The sequence below is a fragment of the Mesorhizobium sp. M7A.F.Ca.US.002.01.1.1 genome (assembly GCF_004022955.1).
GTDB classification, from domain to species: domain Bacteria; phylum Pseudomonadota; class Alphaproteobacteria; order Rhizobiales; family Rhizobiaceae; genus Mesorhizobium; species Mesorhizobium ciceri.
The window spans coordinates 1-2768 of sequence record NZ_RZQE01000626.1 but is presented as its reverse complement, the minus strand read 5'-3'; the positions used below and the strand labels follow the sequence as shown (position 1 = coordinate 2768).

At 60.8% G+C, this 2768-nt stretch carries 3 protein-coding genes; all 3 read left to right on the top strand.

All coding sequences use genetic code 11. The features are described 5' to 3' along the window. Positions 1–602, top strand: a 602-nt coding sequence (locus EN932_RS33125) for a TOBE domain-containing protein (RefSeq protein WP_128369403.1), incomplete at its 5' end; no start/stop codon positions are given. Positions 603–639: 37 nt separating this feature from the next. Then, complete coding sequence (locus EN932_RS33120) at positions 640–1965, top strand: ABC transporter substrate-binding protein (protein WP_013529762.1); 1326 nt, start codon at positions 640–642, stop codon at positions 1963–1965. Positions 1966–2059: 94 nt separating this feature from the next. Continuing rightward, a partial coding sequence (locus EN932_RS33115) for a sugar ABC transporter permease (protein WP_164890754.1) occupies positions 2060–2768 on the top strand: 709 nt, incomplete at its 3' end.

The following is a 2768-nucleotide window of genomic DNA, read 5'->3' as shown; positions in this document are numbered from 1 at the left end:
CCAATCTCGACGCCAAACTCAGGGTGCAGATGCGCGCCGAGATCAAGGAACTGCACCAGCGCCTCAAGACCACGACAGTCTACGTCACGCACGACCAGATCGAGGCCATGACCATGGCTGACAAGATCGTGGTCATGCATGACGGCATCGTCGAGCAGATAGGGCCGCCGCTGGAACTCTATGACCGGCCGAACAATCTTTTTGTCGCCAGCTTCATCGGCTCGCCGGCCATGAATTTGCTGAGGGGCGAGATCGCTATTGACGGCTCACCCTCGTTCCGCGGCGCCGGGGGGATTTCAGTCCCGTTGGCCTCGGCACTTTCCATCCCCAATGGCGAGCCTGTGGTGCTGGGAATAAGGCCCGAGCATTTGCGGCTGTCCGACGACCAGGGCATTCCGGTCACCGTCGCGGTGGTTGAACCAACCGGGTCCGAAGTGCAGCTCATCGGCCGGACAGCCGGCGGCGAAGAGATCGTCGCGAATTTCCGGGAACGACATTCCTTCACGCCGGGCGAAACCATCCGGCTTACGGCCGAGCCCGGCCTCATCCATCTCTTTCACGGAGAAACCGGACAGAGGTTCCAAACACGTACCGATCAGTAGGACCACAGGCAAGGACAACAAGCAGGAGGAAACGAGCATGAAGTTCACCAGACGTGACGTGATCCGCACCACCGCCGGCGCGGCGGCAGGTGCCTTGGGAAGTCGGTTCATCAGCTCTCCGGCCCTTGCCCAGGACGGACCGAAATACAAACCCGAGGATGGCGCCAAGCTTAGGCTGCTGCGCTGGTCGCCCTTCGTCCAGGGCGACGAGGACCAATGGCTGGCCAACACCAAGCGCTTCACCGAAGCGACAGGTGTCGCGGTCCGCGTCGACAAGGAAAGTTGGGAGGACATTCGCCCCAAGGCGGCAGTCGCGGCAAATGTCGGCTCCGGCCCCGACCTGATGTTCGTCTGGTTCGATGACCCGCACCAATATCCCGACAAGCTGCACGACGTGAGCGAACTGGGCGAGTATCTCGGCTCGAAATACGGCGGCTGGCATGATGGACCAAAGCAATATGCGACCCGGGAAGGCAAATTCATCGGCCTGCCACTGGCCACGATCGGAAACGCCATCGTCTATCGGGAAAGCTGGGTGAAAGAGGCCGGCTTTTCGGAGTTTCCCAAGGACACGAAAGGCTTCCTGGAACTTTGCAAGGCCTTGCAGGCGAAGGGACATCCGGCCGGCTTCACGCATGGCCATGGCGTCGGCGACGGCAACAACTATGCTCATTGGCTGCTGTGGAGCCATGGCGGCCAGATGGTCGACGAGAGCGGCAAGGTAACGATCAACAGCCCCGAGACCCTCAAGGCCATCGAATACGCGCAGGAACTCTACAAGACCTTCATTCCAGGCACGGAAAGCTGGCTCGACGTCAACAACAACCGCGCCTTCCTGGCCGGCGAACTGGCTGTCATCGCCAACGGCATCTCGGCCTACAACACCGCCAAAATCAATAAGGACAATGATCCGAAGCTGGCTGAAATCGCCAAGGACATACGCACCACCAACCTGCCCATCGGCCCTGTCGGCAAATCCGTCGAATTGTTCCAGGTGACCACGGCTGTCATCTTCAATTACACGCCCTACCCCAACGCGGCCAAGGCGTATTTGCAGTTCATGTTCGAGGAACCGCAAATGAAGGACTGGATCACCTCCTCGGCCGGATATTGCTGCCAGACCCTGAAGGCATTCGACAACAACCCGGTATGGACTGCCGATCCCAACAACGCCGCTTACGCCAAGGCTTCGGCTACTCTGCGGCCTAACGGCTATGCCGGGCCGCTCGGCTATGCTTCGGCGGCAACCATGGCCGACTACGTGCTGGTCGATATGTTCGCCAAAGCGGTGACCGGCCAGGCGACGCCACAAGAGGCAATGGAAGAGGCCGAGAAGCGGGCAAATCGCTATTATCGCGTTTGAGCCGGTTCAGCCGGGCAGCGCGGCTGCCCGGCTGGCTTCGGATTGCATCGTGGCCGATCCGGCCGATCAATGAGACCTCAGCAGGAGCCGACCCATGGCCGTGCCGTCAGCTGCTATCCAGCCGCGATCTTCGATCTTCTCACGGATTCTATCGCGCTGGAGCGAAAGCCGGAACGCACTTGGCTTCGGCTTCATGCTTCCGGCGGCTGCACTGCTGCTTGTCTTCCTGACCTATCCGCTGGGGCTCGGCGTCTGGCTCGGCTTCACCGACGCCCGCATCGGCCGCCCCGGCATCTTCATCGGCATCGAAAACTATGAATATCTGTGGAGCGACGCCGTCTTCTGGCTCTCCGTCTTCAACACCTTGCTCTACACGATCAGCGCTTCGATCCTGAAATTCGCGCTCGGCCTCTGGCTGGCGCTCCTCCTCAACCAGAACCTTCCCTTCAAATCGTTCTTCCGCGCGATTGTCCTGCTGCCGTGGGTGGTGCCGACGGTGCTCTCGGCCATCGCCTTCTGGTGGATCTACGATTCGCAGTTCTCCATCCTCTCCTGGGCGCTGCAGCAGATGGGACTGATCGACCACCGCATCAATTTCCTTGGCGATCCGGAGAACGCACGCGCCTCGGTGATCGCCGCCAATGTCTGGCGCGGCATTCCTTTCGTGGCCATCACGCTGCTGGCCGGCCTGCAGACGATTCCCCAATCGCTTTACGAGGCCGCGACGCTCGACGGCGCCAGCCGTTGGCAGTTGTTCCGCTATGTGACGCTGCCGTTGCTGACGCCGATCATCGCCATCACCA

What these genes read in the sequence shown, in the direction of transcription:
- EN932_RS33120 (WP_013529762.1), top strand. Translation starts at nt 640, where the DNA reads ATGAAGTTCACCAGACGTGACGTGATCCGCACCACCGCCGGCGCGGCG.